The organism is Bacillus cabrialesii (assembly GCF_004124315.2).
GTDB classification, from domain to species: Bacteria; Bacillota; Bacilli; order Bacillales; family Bacillaceae; genus Bacillus; species Bacillus cabrialesii.
On the sequence record NZ_CP096889.1, the window covers coordinates 2010648 to 2033529 of the forward strand.

Here is a 22882-nt window from a genome sequence, read left to right on the forward strand (position 1 = left end):
TGTCCGCCGCTTTAGGACTTTTTATCATCGATCATAGTTTGCAGGCTCTTTAACACATCAATAAGTTTTACACCGACACCGACTGCTGTTTCAAGAATCGCTTGAGCTCCTGCGATGGCTAAAATAAAGATCACTGGAACTGCAATTCGAGGCAAAAAGAGATAGCCCAGTCCGATCAAGATGGCACACCAAACGCCGGCACACCAATAGCAATTCAGCATGTATCCGAAGTTAGATGCCGGCACGCTTTTTTCGTTCACATGCCCGTTTTGATCAACGATTTTTTTCTTTTTCATAAATGGTTTCCGGATAAATTCCGTGATTTTGTCGAATACAATCAAATGTGTCAGCCTGTAGCTGGCTAGAATTAGCATGATAAAAGTAAGCCAAGAGAGATCGTCCATAATAGCCTCCAACAAAAAAGGATGATGTTATCATTCCCTCGTGTTCTTTATCCATTCTTGATGTAAAAAGAAAGACGGACAGAGAATGCCTCTGTCCGCTAAATCGCTTTATCGTTTGTGCAGCAGTGCTTTATTTGAATTGATCTTGTCTAAAATATCGAGGATGATGTCAGCGTTTTTTTCAGCATATGTGCCTTCCAGCATATCTTTATGAGCGCCAAAACCGTTGTATTCGCTGTAGTTTCCGTAAGCGGCGCCTTTCCATTTCGTTAAGCCTGTATTCCCGCTGGTTTCGGTTTGAATTCCAGCTTCAATGAAATGAATATTCGCTTTGATGTGCCCTCGATTCAGCAGCTGCGCCCAATATTCCTGATAATTTCTTTTTTTCTTCATCACCTTTTCTCTGACCGCTTCAGGCAGGTATGCTGCAGATTCGTCATTCCCGGTATCGATAGGCAAAGCCTGCTCTTTTAGATAAGCGTCCACAATAATGAAGTCACTGACTTCCAATCCTTTGCGCTCCATCGCCTGCGCCACTTCAAAAGCCAGGTTTCCGCCTGCGGAGTAGCCTAATAAAACGTATGGGCCTTCAGGCTGTATGTCCGTGATGCAATTGACATATTGTTCAATGCGGGTGTCATGTTCAATAAAATGAAATCCGTAGACAGATGCCTTGTCATTCAGCAATAAAGCAAGATCTTTGAAATAAATGCCAAATCCTGATATCGGCGGAAAGCAGAAAAGATTTCGCGCGCCGTGCTGGTTCAGTTTGATTACATGCTGTTCATCTGCCGCTGTGAGCTGTTTAGAATAAAGTTTTTCGGCAAGCTGAGCGATTGTCGGATTTTCGAACAAGAGATCAATCGGCATGTCTATTTGCTGCTGATGCTTTAATGTGTGTATGACTTGCAGCGCTTTTAGTGAATGTCCGCCAATAGCAAAGAAGTCATCATCAATACTGATTGTATTGACTCCGAGAACATGCTTCCATATGTTCGCCAATTCTTGTTCAACCAAGTTTCTTGGCAGTGTGATGTCCTTCCGTTTGTCAGGCTTATTTTCTGGAATAGGAAGAGCGCTGCGGTCTATTTTTCCGTTTCCGGTAAGCGGCATCCGGTCCACACGCACCCAGTGCTGCGGGATCATATAGTCTGGGAGCACACGCGCCAAATCGGCACGTATCTCCTTTTCTGTTCGTTTATCATCGCCGACGTAATGAGTGTACAGCTGTCCCTCTCCGTCAACTTCTCTCAATGTCACTGCCGTTTCCTGCACGCCTTCCATTTCTAACAGGCGGGCTTCAATTTCGGCGGGCTCAATTCGTTTTCCTCGGATTTTCATCTGCCTGTCAATCCTGCTGATGTACTCTAAGTTTCCATCGGGTAGCCAGCGCGCCAAATCACCGGTACGGTATATTCTTTCTCCAGACAAGTAAGGATGAGGAGAAAAAACAGCCTTTGTCAGGTCATCTCTGTTCAAATAGCCTTTTGCGACTCCATCGCCGCCTACACAAAGCTCGCCGGGAACGCCTATCGGCAAAAGGCGGCCTTTTGCATCTAAGATGAAAGCGGTGCTATTGCTGATTGGTTTTCCGATTGGAATCGGCCCTGCATAGTCTCTTTTCATCTTAAAAAAGGTTGAAAATGTCGTGTTTTCCGTAGGCCCGTAAATATTGTGAAGCGCCAGATTTGGACAGGCGTGTCTGACAGCATTCATCAGGGCAGGCGAGAGTGCTTCTCCGCCGACATATAACGTATGGAGACCGCGGAACATGTCTGCTTGTACCTGTGCCAGCTGATTAAAAAGAGCCGTAGTTAAAAATAGGACTGTGATGCCATTTTCAATCAAGTACGCCCCAAACCGATCAGGTGACAGCAGTGTCGATTTATCAATGATATGAAGGCTTGCGCCATTTAAAAGCGCACCGAACATTTCAAAGGTGACGGCGTCAAAGCTGATAGATCCAGTCAGAATAAATCGGTCATCAACGGACGCAGACGTGTAATTGCTGTTGCTGACAAGGGATACGACGTTGCGATTGGTGATCATGACGCCTTTCGGCCGGCCTGTTGATCCTGAGGTATACATGATGTATGCAAGATCATCCGGGCTGGAGCTGATGTTGATAGGGATATCGTTCTCTTCCATCGATGCCTGCGCATCTGAAATCATACATGTTCCTGAGAACGCAGCGTTTTGCTCCAGCCCCTTTTGAACAATCAGCATTTTTGCTTGCGTTTCCTCAAGCATAAAGCTGACACGTTCAGGCGGAAGCTCGGCATCAAGCGGGAGGTATGCTCCCCCTGCTTTTAAAACGGCAAGCACACTGATCATGAACTCGGCAGAATGAGCAGCCAATATCCCGGCTGTCTCGTTTTTCCGAAACCCATTTTGATATAACGCTCTGGCGAGTGAATTAGAGCGTTTATCAAGCTCTTCATACGAAAAAGACAAATTCCCACACACAAGTGCGATATGGTTTGGCGTCTTTTCTGCTTGTTCACGAAATAAATCTATAATTGTATGATTCTTTGGATATTCTGTTTTTGTATTGTTGAACTGTGTGACAATCTGCTCTTTTTCCGTAGCATCAAGAAAAGAAAAATCAGCAATTGGCGTATCAGGGTGATGTGCCGCTGTGCTTAGCGCTTGTGTAAATTGCCTTTTGATACAGTTGATCCAGGCGGCATCGTAAATGAACGCATTATAGCTGAATTTGATGATCAGTTCTTCGCCTGGAGCAACGACAAGATTAAAGTGATATCCTGATTGCTCAGATACCTTCACTTGATCGATTTGCAGCGGTGAATCGGTTTGATCAGCGGAATCGGCGATTTTCTGCTGTATCGGATAGTTTTCAAAGACAATAATGTGATCAATCAGTTCCTGTTTTAAAGCGGTGTTTGCCTGAATATCAAATAAAGGCTGGCAGGTAAACGGCTCAGCTTCCAGCATTTCTTTCTGGCATCGTCTGACCAGCTCCTGAAACGTTTCGTCTTGATGTGTTTTAATGCGAACCGGAATGGTATTGATAAACAATCCTATCATTTGTTCCACACCCGGAATTTCTGACGGTCTGCCTGAGACAACCGCGCCAAATACAACGTCGTCGGTGCGGTTATATTGCTGCAGCATCACACCCCAAACTGCCTGAATGAAGGTGGCAAGCGTGACGCCATGTTGTTTGGCAGTCTCTTTGAGCTTGTCTGTCAGTGGTTTATTTAATGAAAATATCAAATCTTCACGTTGATACCCCTCTTTTGTTTCTTCATCAGACACACGAGGCAGCGGTGATGGAGTGCTGTAGTTTTTTAAATATGAATCCCAGTACTCCGCCGCTGTTTCTTTGTCACGGTTTGTCAGCCAGGAAATATAGGTGCTGTACGGACGGACAGGGTCTAAAGAAAGCGGTTTTCCTGCATGGATCGATTGATAAATCAGCATAAATTCCTGAAGAACGATGCCAAGGCACCAGCCGTCCATTAAAATGTGATGGTGGCTCCAAATGCATACATGCTCCTCTTCAGCAGTTTTGAACAGAGAAATCCGGATCAGCATATCTTTTTGCAAATCAAAGCCTTTTTGCTTGTCCTTCTCCTTAAAGCATTCAATATACTCATTCTGCCCGTTTGTTGGCAGATGGGAAATGTCTTCGCTGTACAAATGGAATTCGCGTTCTGTCATCACGACTTGCCGAGGTCCCGACAAATGCGGGACGTGCGGCAAAAACACGGTTCTGAAAATGTCATGGCGGTCTATGATGGTTTGAATGCTGCGTTGAAACCATTCATAACTGAGGCTTCCTTTAATGGTGAAGAGCGACTGCTCAACGTATGCCCCCTCCTCTTTGCGGAGGAAGGAATGAAACAGCATTCCCTCCTGCATATGACTCAGAGGATAAATGTTCTTGATTTTTTTGATGTTATCCATAGTGTCTGCACCTTTCTTCACGGATTCATTAGTGAAAACTGAGCATATCGGCAATCTCTTGCAGCGCGTCCTCGGTCAGTTCTTGATCATCAAAATCACTGATGGTCTTTTCTGTTTCTCTTTTGTTCTGGCAGTGTTCGATCAGCTGTAATAAAAATTGACGGCATGTTTCGCTGAGCTGTTCGATGGTTTTGCGCTGAAAGCGGGCATTGTCATAAGTCATATTGACAGTCATTTTTCCTTCTGCAGCGATTGCGCTGATATCCAGCGACTGTTCACGGTTCCAGGTTGTGCTGATATCATCCCCGGCACCCAGCGGAGAGAATGAGAAGGCGTCCTCCTCAGGTACTTCAGCTGGGCTGCCGCTTTCAAATTGCCCCAGATAATTGAAGCTGATTTCTGGCGCGCCGGTGAAATTGATGTCTTTTTTGTCAGGCTGCGTCAAATATTTGATGACACCGTAGCCGAACCCTTTGTCCGGTACACGTCTCAGTGTATCTTTTGTTGTTTTTAGCACATGAACCATGCCTTCTTCCGAATCTGGCAAGTCTGCGTTCAGTTTAACCAATAACGGATAAATGGCGGTAAACCATCCAACCGTACGGCTCACATCAATTCCATCTAATACATCCTCTCGCCCGTGGCTTTCTAATGATAGTTTGAAGGCGGATTGATTGGTCCAATGGCGCAGCGCGTGAATGACAGAAGCAAGAAGCAAATCCTGAGTATCTGTGTTATATGCGCTGTTGGCATCTTTTAAAAGCGCAGCTGTCTCTTTATCGTTTAATGTAAACGAAATCGTGGACCGTTTTCTCTCGGTTGCTATGGGTCCGATGATTTGATCAAAAGGCAGTGCTTCTGTTTGATATTCTTCGGTTTCGCGCCAATACTTGAGCTGTTTTATAAGCTGCTGGCTTCCGGCATAGTCAGAAAGCTTTTTCGCATACGCTTTAAATGAGCTTGTTTTAGGCGGCAGTTTGATATCTTCCCCGCCAGCAGCTTGGCGATATCCTAAAGCCAAATCTTCAAGCAGAACCCGCCACGAGATGCCGTCAACGACAAAGTGATGTGCAGTTAAAAATAAGAAATCACCGTCAGTTGTGCGGAAAAGACCGGCTTGCAGCAGCGGACCATTCTTCAAATCCATTTTCTGCTGAATATCACGCACATGGCGTTTGATAAGAGGCTCATACGCTCTATTTCCGTTAGTGCCTTCTGGAGCTGATAAATCAATCATCTGAAGGCCGTACAGCGCGTCGTCCGAATGACTGATCGGCCGATTATATTGATCCCACTTTCCTTGTTCATTCTGTGAAAATACCATCCGCAGCGCATCATGATGGCACGTTATTGCTTTTAACGTTTTGCGCAGTGCTTCTTCTTGTATAGAGGTGCTTCGATGCAGCATAACGGACTGGTTAAAATGGTGTTTTTCTTTTATATCTTGAGAAAGAAACCATTTCTGAACAGGTGACCATTGCACGTCTCCCTCAACCGGATCTTGGCTGGAACTTGTATTTGAATCCCGGATATAAGCTGCCAATTCTTGAATGGTCGGATGGCTAAACAAATCTTTCACTGCCATTTGCTTTCCTATCCGGTGAAGCCGTGCCGATACCTGTAACGCTTTGATCGAATCTCCGCCAAGCTCAAAGAACGAATCAGCAGTCCCGATCTTTTCTGCCCCCAGCACTTCCTTCCATATATCCGCCAGTATTTGTTCCATCTTGCTGGCTGGTACGAGGAATGGACGTTCAGCTTCTCTCTTTGATACGGGTTTTGGAAGTGCTCTGCGATCCAGCTTGCCGTTTGGTGACAATGGAAGAGAGTTGAGCTTTTCAATAAATGCAGGGTGCATAAACACCGGCAGCTTGTTTTGTAATGCTGAGCGTATTGTATTTGTGCTCAACTCTGGTTTTGTCACAACATAAGCGCTTAATTCGGTTTGTCCTGACGCTGTTTCATGAGCAACTACTGCGGCGTCTTGTACACCGTTTATACTACGGATGACTGCTTCAATTTCTTTCGTTTCTACACGATAGCCTCTGATTTTGACTTGATCATCGATTCTTCCCAGATATTCGAGTGTTCCGTCGGCCATCCATCTGGCGGCGTCTCCTGTTCGGTACATTCGTGTTTCGGGTTTGAATGGGTTCTGGATGAATGCTCTCTCTGTCAGTTCAGGAAGGTTGACATACCCTCTTGCAAGCCCAGTTCCCGCTATACAAAGCTCTCCCGCAACACCGATTGGCTGAATCTGCTGATTGCTATTCAAAATCAGCACTTGGGACCCGTCAATTGGCTGGCCGATGCTTACGTATGTCTGCTTTTCCATATGTCTCATGACGGTAGTGGCTACGCTGTTTTCTGTCGGCCCATATTCGTTGGCGAGTTCGGTATGCGGGCATATGGCCATGCTGCGGTCGATCAATTCGCGGTCAGCTGCTTCTCCCGCCAGTGTGACAACTCTCAGCGTCTTTACATCTTCCGGCTGCACTACGTCCAAAAGCGCTCGATATAAAACAGGCACAATAATCATATGTGTAATCCGGTGACGAGACAGCTGATGCTTAATGGCCAGAATGTCCTTCGCTCCCTCTTCATGAAGCAGAACTGCTTTTGCACCTGACAAAAGTGGTGTGAACATACTAGTTAAAAAGCCGTCAAATGAGAAAGAAAAGAGCTGCAGGATGGTATCTGTCTCGTTGAAAGCATAAGCGCTTCGCCGCCATTGAAGAGTGTTGGCAATGCCTTTATGCTCGACCATTACCCCTTTTGGGCGGCCCGTCGTTCCTGATGTATAAATGATATAGGCCAAATGATGAGCAGACGATACTTGCGGCAGCGGTGATTTGTCGTATGCCTCCGCGTTTTGTATGGTCAAGATCTCTCCTTCAAAATCTTCAGCAGCTCTCCAATCCGCTTCATTTACTGTCAACAGCAGTTTCGTTCCGCTGTCGCTGAGAATATAGCGTTTCCGTTCCGATGGGTACTCAGGATCAATGGGAACGTAACAGCCGCCTGCTTTCCATACACCAAGTATGGCTGCTATCATGCTGAACGAACGAGGCATCATGATGCCTACTGGTGTGTCCGGTTTAACACCTCTGCTGCGCAATGTGTGTGCGATTCCATTGGACCATTCGTCAAGATCCTGATAAGTGAGTGTTTTGTCTCCGATGACAAGGGCAGAGGCTTTTGGTGTTCGTGCAGCTTGCTGCTCAAACAATTGACTGATTGTTTGTTCTTCGTATTGATTTGCTTTCCCGGTGTTAAATTCATTGAGCAGTTGGTTACGCTCTTCTTGGGTCAGGATGTCGATATGGTTGAGTGTCACCTCCGGGTTCTTTCCGATGATGCGAAGTACATTTGTCAAATGCGATGCCCAGCGTTCCATGGTGGTTTTCTCAAACAGTGCGGTAGAATATTCAAAAAGAAAATGAATGTTCCCGTCACCCTCAGATGCTTGTAGTGTCAAATCGAATTTAGAAACGAGATGAGAAACTTCTGCCGGCTTCATTTTCAAATCATGCAGATGCAATGGCTCGTAATCATTATTTTGGACAACTAACATGGTATCAAATAGCGGGTTTCTGCTCATATCCCGCGTCACTCCAAGCTTATCGACAAGCTCTTCGAACGGATAATCCTGATGCTCATAGGCTTCCAATGCAGTGGCGCGCACTTCCTGCAAATACTCCACAAACGGCTTTTCGCCCTCCGGGCGTGTCCGCAGCGCCAGCGTGTTCACAAACATGCCGAGTATCGGCTCAAGATCCTTGTGCGGCCGGCCGGCAATTGGCGAGCCGACAATGATATCTTCCTGGCCGCTTAAGCGCGACAATAACGCTGTGTAGGCCGCAAGGAGCACCATGTACAGTGTGCTTCCATTCTCCCGTGCCAGCTTGTGGAGCCCTGATGCGGCCTCTTGATCAAGCGTAAAGGAGACCTTGTCACCCGCGAAGCTTCGCACCGGCGGGCGAGTATGATCAGCCGGGAGATCCAGCACCGGCAGCTCGCCCTCGAGCTGCTTCAGCCAGTACGTCTCCTGCGTCTGGTACGCGTCTCCTTTTTTATATCCTTCCTGCCATACGGCGTAGTCTTTATATTGAATGGGAAGCGCCTGAAGAGTCCGGTTGTTGTACAGCTCCCCGAATTCCCGAATCAGAATGTTGACGGAAACACCGTCTGATATGATGTGATGCATATCAACCAGCAACAGGTGCCGCTCATCTGATACCTTTACGATTTGGGCACGGAACAGCGGAGCTTGACTGAGATCAAACGGTTTGATAAACGCGGCTGCCGCTTCCTGTTCGGTTTGCTCGCCGAGGACTGCTGTCTGTAATGCAAACGGCACCTCGTCATGGATGCGCTGCACCGGCTCGCCGCCGTCATCCTGTTCGAAAGATGTCCGAAGCGACTCGTGGCGCTTGATCAGCTCTTTGAAAGCCCTGTCCAGCCTTTCGGGATCGAGCTTCCCTTCCAGTTCTAATACAGCCGGCATATTGTAGCCTGTCCCTCCGTCCTCCAGCTGCTGAAGGACATAAATCCGCTTTTGGGCAGATGAAACCGGATAGGTATCACGCTGTTCCGCCGGTTTCATCGCTTCATATGGACTGTCCGTTCCTTCACGGATAACGGAAGCCAGCCCTTCTACCGTCGGATGGGCAAACACATCTTTCAGCGGCACCTGAACATCGAATTCTTTTGAGATCCGGGACACAAGCGCCGTTGCTTTTAGAGAATGTCCTCCGCGGTCAAAGAAGTTGTCGTGAATCCCGACAGGGCCGTTTTTCAGCACGTCCTCCCACAGCTGGGCAAGCTTCATCTCGGTCACATTTCTCGGCGCCGTGTAAGTCTCCGCATCTGCAGCTCCGCCAGGAGCTGGCAGGGCGTTTCGGTCCAGCTTCCCGCTCGGCGTAACCGGCCACTGTTCCATCTCTATCATATGGGCTGGGATCATGTAGCCCGGCAGCCGTCTCTCAAGCTGCGCCCGAACTTCGTTTCTCCGGATCCCTTCTATATAAGCGCATAATTCCGGCTCGCCGCTGTCTGTCCGTACGGTAACGGCTGCCTCCCTGATGCCTTCTATGCTTCTAAGCACCGCTTCAATTTCTCCGGGCTCAATCCGATAGCCTCTGATTTTGGCTTGATCATCCAACCGGCCGAGAAATTCAACATGTCCATCAGGGAGCCAGCGCGCCACATCCCCTGTTTTGTACATGCGTTCACCCGGGTAAAACGGGTCCTCAAGAAAACGCTCCTCCGTTAATACCGGCCGATTTAAATAGCCTCTGGCAACGCCCGCTCCGGCAATGTACAGTTCGCCGATACATCCGGCAGGCAGCATCTGCTGCTTTTGATTGAGGATATACAATCTGACATGATGAACAGGTTTTCCAATTGGAATTCGTTCAAGTTTTTCATGCAGCGGACAATCAAAGAATGAAGCTTCTACAGTTGCCTCCGTTGGTCCGTAAGAATTGGTTAGCGCAACATTTGGAAGCAACTCGCAAAATCGGGAAACGAGATGGGTCCCCAGCTGCTCTCCCCCGGAAAACACCCGCTTGAGTCCGTTTGTCTTAATCGTTACAGGGCGATATTTTATATGTTCTAAAAATGCATGAAGCATTGAAGGCACAAAATGCATAGCTGTGATCTTTTGTTCTTCTATAGCCTGCGCGATCACTTCAGGTTCTTTTTCGCCTCCCTGAGGAAGCAGATAAACAGAAGCACCGGCATAAGGCCACCAAAACAGTTCCCATATTGAAGCGTCAAATGAATAAGATGTTTTATGCATAATCACATCTGATTGGTTCAGTGGATAACGGGACTGAAGGGAATTCAAAAAATTCACCGCTGATCGATGTTCAACTTCAACACCCTTAGGCTTTCCGGTAGAGCCGGATGTATAGATGACATATGCTAAAGATTGCGGGAGAACGTCCACATTCGGATTGGACAAACGATGTTTCAGCCCGCTATTTGTCTGATTGAGATAGACAATCTCTCCTGCGAATCCCGGAACATGCGGGCCGGCAGACTGAAGCAGGAGAATGTTTGTACCGCTGTCCTCCAGCAGAAAGCTGATTCGTTCTTCCGGATAATCCGGGTCAATGGGCAGATAAGCGCCGCCAGCTTTAAGAATGCCATAAATGCCAATCAGCATTTCAGGAGAACGCCGTCCTATAATGGCAACAGTCGTTTCAGATTTTACTCCTCGTTCGATCAGCTCCCAGGCGATACGGTTAGCCTGTTCGTTCAATTCTTTATATGTTATTGCTCCATCTTCAAAAACAACAGCCGTCTGATCAGGCGTTTTTGCTGCCTGCTGTTCGAGTGCATAGTGGAGCGTTTGATTCATCGGATAGCCCGTCCCCTGAACCGGATGGCATGATTCAATGAACTCTCTCTCTTCTTCTTTTGTTAAGATTGGAATGTTGTCCAATTCTGTTTCTGGACTGACAGTTGTATGTTCCACAAGCGTGGTGAAAAGATCAGCCCACCTTTGGATGGTCGCTTTCTCAAACAAAGCTGTACTGTATTCAAACTGACAGAAAAGCTCGGCATCGTGTTCTGTTACATACAGGGAAATATCAAATTTTGATATTGGATGATGCAAGTTGCTCCAGTGAAGCTCTACATCTTTCATTTTCAGTTTTTGCTGGTCCATATTTTGAAGGACAAGCGTTGTGTCAAACAGTGGATTCCGGCTCATTTCCCGTTGTACGCCGAGTTTATCCACAAGCTCTTCAAACGGATAATCCTGATGCTCATACGCTTCCAGTGCCGTCTGTCTGACTTCTTTCAGAAATTCTTCAAATGTCTTATTACCGGCCGGACGTGTACGGAGAGCCAATGTATTAACGAACATCCCAAGAACAGCTTCAAGGTCGGCATGGGGCCGTCCGGCGATAGGTGAACCAATCACGATATCATCCTGACCGCTTAACCGTGATAAAAAAGCTGAATACAAAGCGAGAAGCGTCATGTAAAGTGTGCTTCTATTTTTATGGGCGAGCCGCTTTATGTGGGATGTGAGCTCTTTATCCATTTGAAAGGTTACTTTTCCGCCTGTGAATTGCCGTTCTGCCGGACGGCGTTTATCTGTCGGAAGCTCTAGTACAGGAAGGTCCCCGCTAAACTGTTGCTGCCAATAAGTCTCCTGCTTTTGATACGAGTCTCCCTTTTTGAATTGCTGCTGCCAAACGGCGTAATCTTTATACTGGATCCGCAGCGGCTTAAGCTGGCGGTTTGCATAAAGATCGGTGAATTCTCGGATTAGAAGCTGAACGGATACGCCATCTGAAATGATATGGTGCATATCCACCAGCAATACATGCTTCTCGTTCGCCACCTTTATAAGGCCCGCTCTAAATAATGGCGCCTGGCTGAGATCAAAGGGACGGACAAATCCTTCGATAGCTGTCTCTGTACTTAATGTAAACGGTACTTCAGTGTGAATACGCTGAACAGGCTCGCCATCTGTCCCGGATACAAAGGAAGTTCGAAGAGGCTCATGCCGCCTGATTAGTTCTTTACATACAGCCGACAGTTTAGCGACATCCAATGCCCCTTCCAGTTCTAAGACCGCAGGCATATTGTAGGCGACACCCTCATCAAGCTGCTGAAGCACATATATCCGTTTTTGAGCTGAAGACACAGGATATGTCTCTTTTTCTTCTGCTGGTTCAATTGCTGCATACTGATCTTCCTCTGCACTTCGAATGATTGAAGCCAGTTCTTCTACAGTCGGATGGGCAAAGATGTCCTTAAGCGGAACTTGCACATGAAACTCCTTAGCGATCCTCGACATAAGCACTGTTGCTTTTAACGAGTGGCCGCCATGGTCAAAAAAGTTGTCTTGGATGCCTATATGGCCATTCTTCAGCACATCTTCAAATATTTGCGAAAGCTTCGCTTCTAACAGATTACGAGGGGCAGTGTATGGATTTCCGCTGATTAAAGCATCTGGTTCTGGAAGTGCTGATTGATCTACTTTGCCGTTTGGGGTAAGAGGTATGCTGTCCACCCATACCCATTTCGCCGGGATCATGTATTCTGGGAGCTCACTAGCCATATAGCGGCGTAAATCTATTGCATCCAGCTTTTGTATACTGCAATAGTAAGCGGATAATTCATGTTCACCGCTTTGATCTTGCCTGATGAGAATGGCAGCTTCCTTAATGTCCGGGTGGTTCATCAATGTGACTTCGATTTCTTGCGGCTCGATTCGATAACCTCTGATTTTCACTTGATTGTCTGCCCGTCCGATATATTCGATGTTGCCGTCTTCAAGCCGTCTGGCCAAATCACCTGTACGGTACATGATCGCACCAGGCCTGAATGGGTCAGATAAAAATTTGTCGCGTGTCAGTTTATCGTGAGTGACATAACCTCTGGCAACACTTGCGCCGGAAATATAGAGTTCACCAGGTACGCCGCAGGGCTGAAGCTGTTTTTGATGATTCAAAATATATAGATCAGTACAGCCTATCGGTTTACCGATTGGCGGAAACTCAGGAATACGGTCCCCCGGATGAATGGTATACGTAGATACCACATGGGTTTCTGAAGGTCCGTAATGATTATGCAGATGTATGCCGCGTTCACGCAACACGTCTTGAAAAAGGTCAGAAATTATTAATTGTTCTCCGGCTGCAATCAGATGTTTCACGCCATAAGGAAACGAGTTCGCAAATTGCCGTTCGCTGAAAATCATTTTGATAAAAGCAGTTGGGAGAAACACAATATTCGTCTGATGCTTGTTTATAAATGCAAAAAGCTGCGGCACATCTCTTTTTATGGCTTCTGGTACGATGTGCAGTGTGCCGCCCTTCAGAAGCGCAGAAAATATCTCTTGATAGCAGACGTCGAAGGCAGGTGTCGCAAATTGCAAAACATCTGCTTCAAAGTCAATGCCAGAGTGAGTATATTCGAACTTCAGCAAGTTAGCCATGTTTCGATGTTCAAATTGAACACCCTTCGGTTTACCTGTTGTACCTGATGTATAAATCATATACAGAAGATCGTCCGCATTGTTGACTGACTGTAGGTTACTGCCGTCTTCTTGGCTTTCAATATCTTCTGCATGAGTGATAGAGTAATTGTTTTCAAGCGATGAGGAAAGGTGCGCTTGTGAAACAACATGCGAACAGCCGCAGTCATTTAGAATATAACTGATTCTGTCAGCCGGATAATACGGATCAATCGGAACAATGGCGCCGCCTGCCTTTAAGATTCCAAGAACACCGGTGATAAACGCCGCAGAGCGTTCCATCATGATCGCAACAGGCTCCTGTCTCGCAACACCATTCATTCGTAAATGCCGCGCCAATCTGTTAGCCGATTTGTTCAATTCTCTGTATGTTAATGTGCAGGCTTGATCAATTACAGCATAAGCATCCGGTGTCTTTTCTGCTTGCTTTTCAAACATAGCATGGATGGTTTCGTAAACTGGTGTGTGATCTGCGATTTTTCCAATCAGCTGCTGCTTTTCATGGTCTGTCGTAATATCGATTTCTGAGGGTGAAAGATTCGGATTATTTAAGATTTGTGATACAGCATTCAGAAGATGCTCCTTGACTGAAAGCACAAAAGACCGGTCATGCTGTTCAGCATCATAGCTCATTTTCATATGGATTTCTTCTCCTGGCGCCACCATAAGATAAAAGCTGTAGTTGGTTTCATCTGCCACAGTGAAGTTGTGAATCTGAAAAAGATCAGAAGCATGTTCCTGTTTGTTCAGCATCTGAATCTCTTGCTGCACCGGATAGTTTTCAAATACGAGTATATGATCAATCAGCCCTTGCTTAACCGCTGAACGGGTTTGAATCTCATATAAAGGGTGGTAGCTGTATGCTTCAGCGGCAAGACGGTCTTTTTGCATATCTTTTATGATCTGCAGAAATGGCGTTTTTGCCCCCTGCACCCGAACCGGTATCGTGTTAATGAAAAGACCGACCATCTGTTCAATGCCTTCGATTTCCGCGGGTCTTCCTGAAATGACAGAACCGAATACGGCGTCATCATTATTATTATATTTTTGAAGCAGAATACCCCAAATGGTATGGAAAATCGTACTAAGTGTTACTTCTTCTCTTGCCGCGAGCTCCGAAAGCTTGCTGCTTTCTTCCTTAGAGAATGAAAACGTAACGTGTTCCTGCTTGCTTCTTCCCTTTGTTTTTTTCTGCTTCGGGAGCATGGTTTGCTGTTCATGGCCGGAAAGATAATGTTCCCAATATGAAACTGCCTGCTCTTTGTCTTGCTCCATCAGCCATTTGATATACCTTCCATATGGCTGGACAGGCTCAAGTGATATTGCGGATTCATTTACATAAGATGCGTAAATATGGAGAAACTCCTTTAAGACAATGCTGAGGCACCAGCCGTCCATCATGATGTGATGAAAGGTCCAAATACAAGTGTATTGGCCCTCTCCTGTTTGAATCAGAGCGATGCGCATGAGCATATCTTTTTGCAACTGAAACCCTTGAGCGCGGTCCTCTTCTTTCCATTGCTCGATAAACTGTGATTGCTTCTCTTCGTTTAAATGCGTAATGTCTTTTTCCTGTACGATGACATTCCGTTCTCTCAGGACAACCTGCTGGGGAGATGAAACATTTTGACTGATAAAAATCGTTCTGAAAATATCGTGTCTTGCTACAAGAGCATTGATGCTGTTTTGAAAATATTGCGGGTTGACTTTCCCTTCTATTGTAAAAGAAGCTTGCTCGATATATGCCTGTGAATCTTTTTGCAGGAGGGAATGGAAAAGCATCCCTTCCTGCATGTAAGACAGCGGATAAATATCCTGAATTGAATTCGCTTTTGTCATGTTCATGTCTCCCTGTCACGATTTTCTACAATTCTTCCACCAAGCTGGATATACTGTCCAAATCCTCTGCCGTTAATGATTGACTGCTAAAATCGCTCAGTGTCTTTTCTGCTTTCTGTTTACCGGCGCAGTGTTTCATAATGTCCAGCAAAAAGTGTTCGATCCTGTTGATAAGCTGTTCCATTGTGTCTCTATGAAAGCGGGCTGGCGGATAACTGAGATTGAAATGGAGCTTTTTGTCCGCTGCCATTGCACTCATCTCGATGATTTGCTTCCGTTTCCATGTAGGAGTGATATCCTTCCCGCTTCCAAGGCTTGATGGGCGGAAACTGCCCTGTCTTTCTATGTCATTGAACTGGCCTAAATAGTTAAAGCTAATGTCAGGTATTTTTGAAAATGTAATGCTTTTGTTTTCAGGGTGTGTGAGGTATTTCAGCATACCGTAACCCACCCCTTTGTTTGGTATCCGGCCCAGTGTATCTTTAACGGTTTTGACTGCGGTCCCGAGCTCACCCCCATGATTTTCAAAGCTTATGAGAGCCGGGTACATGGATGTAAACCAGCCGACCGTTCGGCTGATATCTAACTCCGGCATAATGTGTTCTCTTCCGTGTCCTTCCATAGCGATTCGGAGCTTGCTTCCGCCTGCCCATTCACAAATCGCCAAGGATGCCGCCGTTAACAGAATATCTTGTGTATCTGTACCATAGGCGTAATTGACGTTTTGCAGCAAAACATCAGTGTCTGCTTCAGAGAGTGAAAAGCTTACCGAGTCCCTCTTGCTGTAGTCGATGTTCTCATGAAGCGGCATTTCATATGGCAGTTCCGCAGCTCGCTGTTCTTCTACACTTCGCCAATACGCCTCTTCACGAATCAGCTTGCTGCTTTGGGCATATTCCTGAATCCGTCTGGCGTATTCCTGGTAGGAATCAGTTTTAGGCGGAAGCTGAATCGCCTGGCCTGAAGACGCTTGTTGGTACCCTGCTGACAAATCCTCTAGCAAAATCCGCCATGCCACACCATCAACGACAAGATGATGGATCGCAAGGAACAAGTAATCTCCGGTCAATGTTTTAAACCACGCGGCATGTAACAATGGTCCTTCCTGCAAATTGATGCTTTGCTGAAGATCTGCAACTTCTTGTTTGATTTGTGTTTCCCAACCGCCTTCTGTCTGTGAAAGATCAGATATTCTTAAACTGTATAGCTGTGATTCATGTATGCTTTGGTTGATTTGAATCCATTTCTCATTATCGTTACGATAAACCATCCGAAGCGCATCATGATGCTCAGCCAATTTTTTTAAGGATGCTCTAAGAGCGTCTTCAGACAAACGGCCAGAATGGAAAAGCATGACAGACTGATTGAAATGGTGTCGTTCTTCAATATCTTGTGAAAGAAACCATTGCTGAACGGGCGTCCATGGAACATCTCCTTCAACTGGTCCTTGTTCTATGATTCTTTCTGTCTTACGGATAAATGGTGATACGTCTTTTATCTTTGGATGACGGAATAAATCGCTTACCTGCAGGCTTAGCCCGTGGCGCCCGAGGCGTGCAGAAACTTGAAGCGCTTTGATTGAATCTCCGCCCAATTCAAAGAACGAATCCTCTATTCCGATCCTCTGGATGCCTAGAACCTCCTGCCAGATCAATGCCAGCTGCTCTTCAAGTTCATTGCGTGGCGGGACGTACGTTTGTTTAGATGCGAAATCTGGTTCAGGCAGTGCTTTCCGGTTCAATTTGCCGTTTGATGTGAGCGGAAGTGTATCCATTTCAATGATGTACGCCGGAATCATATAATTTGGCAGTGAACGCGCGAGAAGAGAACGCACTTGTTCAGCGTGCGTGCCTGCTTTTACACTGATGTAGCCAAACAGCTCTTTGCTCCCTGTCTGTCCTGTACGTGCCAACACAGCTGCTTCTTTGACCCCGTCTATTTGGCGAAGTGCTGATTCGATCTCACCCAGCTCCACTCGATAGCCTCTGACTTTTACTTGATCATCAATACGGCCAACGTACTCAATTGTGCCATCGGGAAGCCAGCGCGCCAGATCACCTGTGCGGTAAAGTCGATCGCCAGACGCAAATGGATTTGGGATAAATTTCTCTTTCGTTAAATCAGGACGGCCCAAATATCCTCTGGCGACGCCATCTCCACCGACACAAAGTTCACCAACAGCTCCGATCGGCTGCAGCATTCCCCATTTATTTAAGATATAAGCGGCGGAATTACCAACCGGCCGCCCGATCGGAATGGAAAGTTCATATGTTTTTTGAATGTGAAAGCATGTCGAAAAAGTTGTATTTTCGGTTGGCCCATATCCGTTCCATATCGATACATCCGGGCAGAGATTTCTGATTCGATTAACGTGGCTTGCCGACAAAGCTTCCCCGCCTATAATCAGATGGTTCAGCTGTGAAAATGTTGTCTCTTTTTGCTCTGTCAAATGATTGAATAGAGACGATGTCAGCCACATCGTTGTGATCCCATGATGATCTATGTATCTCTTAAGCTGATGACAATCGAGAAATGCTTGTTTATCAGACAGATGCAAAGCTGCACCATTTAGCAGCGGTCCAAATATTTCAAATGTCACAACATCAAAACCGATTGATGATGTCATGAGAAGACGGTCTGCGGGTGTAAATGCAATATAATTGCTGTTTTTAACAAGGCGAATGACACTTCTCTGCTCAATCATGACACCCTTTGGTTTACCGGTTGATCCAGAGGTATAAATGATATAAGCGAGCGAATGCGGTCCTGCTGACGATTCAATGTTCTTTGTTTCTCCTTGCTTTTGAATGTCTTCGATTATGATTTGTTCACATTCAATGTCTAAAAGCCGTTTTTCGACTTTTTCAGATTGAAGAAGGAATGTCGCTCCGCTGTCTGACAGGATGTAAGCTATTCGTTCAACAGGCAGATCAGAAGCTATAGGCAAATAGGCTCCCCCGGCTTTCAGAATACCCAGCATTCCTGCTATGAGTTCTGGCGTTCGTCCTGTCAACAAGGCTACGACTTGATCAGGCCCGACTCCCTTTCTCTTTAGAAGTGAAGCAATTTGATTTGCCCAGCTGTTCAGATCCGCGTAAGTTAACTCTTGTGTATCGCTGACAATTGCAATGGCATTAGGTGTTAGTTCAGCCTGCATTTCAAAGAGTCTGCTGATGGTTTCATTTCTTGGATATTCTATTTTTGTACGATTGAGCTCATGGATAAGGTACTGGGTCTCATCCTCGTTCAGTATATTAATTGTTCCGAGAGCGGCATTGTTGTCTTGGATGATGGAGAGTAACATATTGATGAAGTATTGAAGCCACTTTTCTAGCGTTTTTTTCTTATATAAGTCTGTACTAAATTCCATTTGGAACGTCAGCGAACCGCAGTGCTGTTCGTGAGCATACAGGGTTAAATCAAATTTGGACGTTTGATGCCCGTTGTTTGCTGCAGGTTTGAGATGCAGGTCTTCAAGCTGAATCGATTCCTGATCCATATTTTGAAGAACAAACATCACGTCAAACAGGGGATTCCTGCTCATATCCCGTGTGACACCAAGCTTGTCGACGAGCTCTTCGAACGGATAATCCTGATGCTCGTAGGCTTCCAATGCTGTGTCACGCACTTCCTGCAAATACTGCACAAACGGCTTTTCGCCCTCCGGGCGTGCCCGAAGCGCCAGCGTGTTCACAAACATGCCGAGTATCGGCTCAAGATCCTTGTGCGGACGGCCGGCGATTGGCGATCCGACGATGATATCTTCCTGTCCGCTTAAGCGTGACAATAACGCTGTGTAGGCCGCAAGAAGCACCATGTACAGTGTGCTTCCATTCTCCCGTGCCAGCTTGTGAAGCCCTGATGCGGCCTCTTGATCAAGCGTAAAGGAGACCTTGTCACCCGCGAAGCTCCGCACCGGCGGGCGGGTATGATCAGCCGGGAGATCCAGCACCGGCAGCTCGCCCTCGAGCTGCTTCAGCCAGTACGTCTCCTGCGTCTGGTACGCGTCTCCTTTTTTATATCCTTCCTGCCATACGGCGTAGTCTTTATATTGAATGGGAAGCGCCTGAAGGATCCGGTTGTTGTACAGCTCCCCGAATTCCCGAATCAGAATGTTGACGGAAACACCGTCTGATATGATGTGATGCATATCAACCAGCAACAGGTGCCGTTCACCTGATACCTTTACGATTTGGGCACGGAACAGCGGAGCTTGGCTGAGATCAAACGGTTTGATAAACGCGGCTGCCGCTTCCTGTTCGGTTTGCTCGCCGAGGACTGCTGTCTGTAATGCAAACGGCACCTCGGCATGGATGCGCTGCACCGGCTCGCCGCCGTCATCCTGTTCGAAAGATGTCCGAAGCGACTCGTGGCGCTTGATCAGCTCTTTGAAAGCCCTGTCCAGCCTTTCGGGATCGAGCTTCCCTTCCAGTTCTAATACAGCCGGCATATTGTAGCCTGTCCCTCCGTCCTCCAGCTGCTGAAGGACATAAATCCGCTTTTGGGCAGATGAAACCGGATAGGTATCACGCTGTTCCGCCGGTTTCATTGCTTCATATGGACTGCCCGTTCCTTCACGGATAACAGAAGCCAGCCCTTCTACCGTCGGATGGGCAAACACATCTTTCAGCGGGACCTGTACATCGAACTCTTTTGAGATCCGGGACACAAGCGCCGTTGCTTTTAGAGAATGTCCTCCGCGGTCAAAGAAGTTGTCGTGAATCCCGACAGGGCCGTTTTTCAGCACGTCCTCCCACAGCTGGGCAAGCTTCATCTCGGTCACATTTCTCGGCGCCGTGTAAGTCTCCGCATCTGCAGCTCCGCCAGGAGCTGGCAGGGCGTTTCGGTCCAGCTTCCCGCTCGGCGTAACCGGCCACTGTTCCATCTCGATCATATGGGCTGGGATCATGTAGCCCGGCAGCCGTCTCTCAAGCTGCGCCCGCACTTCGTTTCTCCGAAGCCCTTCTATATAAGCGCATAATTCCGGCTCGCCGCTGTCTGTCCGTACGGTAACGGCTGCCTCCCTTATGCCTTCTATGCTTCTAAGCGCTGATTCAATTTCTCCGGGCTCAATCCGGTAGCCTCTGATTTTGACTTGATCATCCAACCGGCCGAGGAATTCAACATGCCCGTCAGGGAGCCAGCGCGCCAAATCCCCGGTTTTGTACATGCGTTCACCTGGATAAAACGGGTCCTCAAGAAAACGCTCCTCCGTTAATGCCGGCCGATTCAAATAGCCTCTGGTAACACCCGCTCCGGCAATGTACAGTTCGCCGGCAACACCGCAAGGCTGTACGGCTAAATGCGGATCTAAAACATACAAACGCGCACCGGGTACGGGCTTCCCGATCGGAATCCGCAAGCGACCCCTGTCCCGCTCTGGGTCCAACACATAAAATGCCGCGTCTACCGTTGCTTCTGTCGGTCCGTACCCATGGATCAGCGATACATGCGGCAATAAAGAAGCAAAACGGGCTGCCATATGGGGCGCAAGCGGTTCACCTCCGGCGAATACACGTTGCAAGCTTGTCATGTCACTCAGCCTTTCGATTTCCGCTTGATCCAAAAAGCTGTTCAGCATAGCCGGAATAAAATGAACCGTTGTCACCTTTTCCTGATGAATGGCTTTTACGATCAATGCCGGATCTTTCTCCCAGCCGGGCGGAAGCAGATAAGCCGAAGCGCCGACAAGCGACCACCAAAACAGCTGCCAGACAGATGCATCAAAGGAAAAAGAGGTTTTCACCATGACAATGTCATCTTCCTGAAGCGGAAACTGGTGCTGCATGCCGGTCAGAAAGGAAACTGCCTGGCGGTGCTCAACGGCCACTCCTTTTGGCTGTCCGGTAGAACCCGATGTATAGATGACATAGGCGAGAGAACCGCCGTCAGCAGGAACAAATACATGATTTTCTGCTTTTTCGCCCGCAAGAGATGCCATGTCAACTTCAAGCGTTTCGCCAGAAAAGTTCGGCGCGAAGCATCCCGGCTGTGTCAGCAAGAGCGCTGCCCCGCTGTCTTTCAACATGTAGCTCAGCCGCTCCTCTGGATACGCAGGGTCAAGCGGCAAATAGGCCCCGCCTGCCTTCAGTACAGCAAGTACAGCGATCAGCATGTCAGGTGACCGCTCAGACAGGACACCGACGATGCTTTCCTTCGTGACGCCGCGTGCCGCGAGGTGAGCGGCCAGCCGGCTGGCATACATATCAAGCTCAGCGTACGTCAGCGAACCGCCGGAAAATCGAATGGCCGTCCGCTCCGGTGTGACAGCTGCATGTCGTTCAAACAGTCCGTGCAGGGTTGGGGCTTCAGGTGAAACAGATACTGTCCTGTTATTTTGAGAAACGATTTTCTGTGTTTTGTTCTCATCTAGCAATGTCATCTTTGACACAGGAAGAGATGGATCAGAGATGACGTCAGAGATCATGTGCTGTAAATAATCTTTTATCTCAGACATCATATTTGGTTGATAAGCGCCGGTATGAAAATGAATCCGAACGTATAAGGTACGTCCTGGGATCACTTTGACACTGCATCTATAATTAGTTACCTCTTCCATCTCAAAATCTTTCACGGAAAAATCAAATGATCCAGCCTGATTCAGCCCTTCAATCTCTTGTTGAGTAGGTGTATTTTCAAAGACAATAATATGATCAATCAGCTCTTGTTTAAGAGCGCTCTGCGCCTGAATGTCATATAAAGGGAAGTAACTATACGCTTCTGCTTCAGTCATGTCCTTTTGCATCTTGCTGACTAAGTCAGAAAAAGAAAGAGAATCACTTTGGACTCGAATAGGAATGGTATTGATAAAAAGTCCGACCATGTTTTCCACATCTTTTAGCTCAGAAGGTCTGCCTGATATAACTGATCCGAACACAGCATCGCTGCAGCGATTAAACTTTTGGAGCATAATCCCCCATAAAGCTTGGAACACAGTGTTTAGTGTCGCACCGGAAGCCGCTGCGATTTTCTGTAAATCGGAGGTTTCTTTTTCAGGAATGGTGAACGTGATCTGCTGTAATGTCCCATCCTGCGTTTGATCTGTTCTTTTTGGCAGATGCGTAGATTTTTCGAAATGCTGAAGCCTCTTTTTCCAATATTCAGCTGCTTCCTCACGCTCTTGCTGCATCAGCCATTTAATATACGTACCGTACGGCTGTACGGGAGGCAAATCAGGAAGCTGTCCTTTATCCAGCGCTTGATAAATGTGAAGAAAATCCTTAATGACGATGCCTAAACACCAGCCATCCATTAAAATATGATGGTGGCTCCAGATACAGACATAACGATCAGGCGCACATTTTAAAATAGAGATTCTCATCAATACATCCGTTTGGAGATCAAAGCCTTTGGATTTGTCTTGCTCTTTGAATGCCTCGATACAATGTTCTTTATCCCTTTCATTGAGGTGGGAAATATCTTCAAAATGAACAGGACAATGACGATGCTTGAGCACGACTTGACGAGGTTTAGCTACATTTTTATAGATAAACGCTGTTCGGAAGATTTCATATCTGTCAAAAACAGCATCCATACTTTTCTGAAAACGCTCTAAGTCAAGCTGTCCATGGATCGTAAAAGAAGCCTGTTCAAAATAAGCTCTTGACTGGTCATCATACAGTGAGTGAAAAAGCATCCCTTCCTGCATAAAAGACAAAGGGTATATATCCTGTATTTCGGGTTGCTGCGGCATCAGTTGAATCTCCTC

4 protein-coding genes are annotated in these 22882 nt (G+C 46.9%); all 4 read right to left on the reverse strand.

Translation table 11 applies throughout. The features are described from left to right. Positions 1 to 11 precede the first annotated feature (11 nt). Complete coding sequence (locus tag EFK13_RS10115; protein ID WP_129505544.1) at positions 12 to 404, reverse strand: DUF1360 domain-containing protein; 393 nt, start codon at positions 402 to 404, stop codon at positions 12 to 14. A 108-nt stretch (positions 405 to 512) separates the two neighbouring features. Further along, positions 513 to 4355 (reverse strand): non-ribosomal peptide synthetase, encoded by a 3843-nt coding sequence (locus EFK13_RS10120; protein WP_129505543.1) that lies wholly within the window; start codon positions 4353 to 4355, stop codon positions 513 to 515. Positions 4356 to 4362: 7 nt separating this feature from the next. Beyond that, positions 4363 to 15174 carry a non-ribosomal peptide synthetase gene (locus EFK13_RS10125; protein ID WP_248894273.1) on the reverse strand — a complete coding sequence of 3604 codons (10812 nt, stop codon included), beginning with the start codon at positions 15172 to 15174 and terminating at the stop codon, positions 4363 to 4365. A 25-nt stretch (positions 15175 to 15199) separates the two neighbouring features. Next, positions 15200 to 22867, reverse strand: coding sequence for a non-ribosomal peptide synthetase (locus EFK13_RS10130; protein ID WP_248894274.1), 7668 nt, complete (start codon positions 22865 to 22867; stop codon positions 15200 to 15202). Between the last annotated feature and the right edge of the window lie 15 nt (positions 22868 to 22882).

Coding starts and splice junctions, on each gene's coding strand:
- EFK13_RS10125 (WP_248894273.1), bottom strand. CDS start 15,174: ATGACAAAAGCGAATTCAATTCAGGATATTTATCCGCTGTCTTACATG.
- EFK13_RS10115 (WP_129505544.1), bottom strand. CDS start 404: ATGGACGATCTCTCTTGGCTTACTTTTATCATGCTAATTCTAGCCAGC.
- EFK13_RS10130 (WP_248894274.1), bottom strand. CDS start 22,867: ATGCCGCAGCAACCCGAAATACAGGATATATACCCTTTGTCTTTTATG.